This window comes from Rhodopseudomonas sp. BR0C11 (genome assembly GCF_010820945.1).
Lineage (GTDB): Bacteria > Pseudomonadota > Alphaproteobacteria > Rhizobiales > Xanthobacteraceae > Rhodopseudomonas > Rhodopseudomonas palustris_H.
This window is the reverse complement of sequence record NZ_QTKI01000832.1, coordinates 1-525: the sequence shown is the minus strand read 5'-3', so window position 1 is coordinate 525 and position 525 is coordinate 1. Positions and strand designations below refer to the sequence as shown.

Annotated in this window: 1 protein-coding gene and 1 pseudogene; one reads left to right on the top strand and one right to left on the bottom strand. The window is 66.9% G+C overall.

What is annotated here, in order from left to right:
• Positions 1-220: pseudogene (locus DYI24_RS27665) on the bottom strand (prolyl aminopeptidase); the annotation flags it as partial.
• 136 nt (positions 221-356) lie between these two features.
• Between DYI24_RS27665 and DYI24_RS28870 the strand changes: the two are divergent.
• Positions 357-525: DUF6894 family protein (locus DYI24_RS28870; protein WP_502706401.1), on the top strand; the 169-nt coding region annotated here is incomplete at its 3' end.

Below are 525 nucleotides of genomic sequence, written 5' to 3'. Positions count from 1 at the left end.
CAGCATGAAAGCGTTGCGGATCGAACAGCCGGCGATGATCGACCTGGCAACCGCTGCCCGGGCCGCCGTGCAGATACACTGCGGGGATGCCGTCGGCGCGGCCGTTGCTTTCGATGTAGAGTTCGTGGCCGTCACCGACCGCGAGCATCTGCGAGGACAGCGGCGCGTCAGCGCCGGGGCGCTGGCTGGACGGAGCTTCGGCTTCCGGATCGAGCGGCATCCGAACCTGTTAGCGCGAAACCGCGCGGTTTGCGAGCACCGCACGGCGCAGCGCGCGAAGGGCAGGGCTGCACCACAAGGGTTGCGGATCGGCGCCGTGATGGCCACCTGTCAGAGGTGTTCAATCGGGAGCCGGAATGCCGCGATATTTCTTCAACACCCGGATCGGCGAGGAACTGATTCCGGATCCGGAGGGCGAGGAGCTGCGCGACGCCGACCACGCCTGGGAAGTGGCGCGTGCCACCATCCGCGAAATCGTCAAGACCGAGAGCGCGCAGCTCGATCTGATCCGCGCCAGCCTCGAAG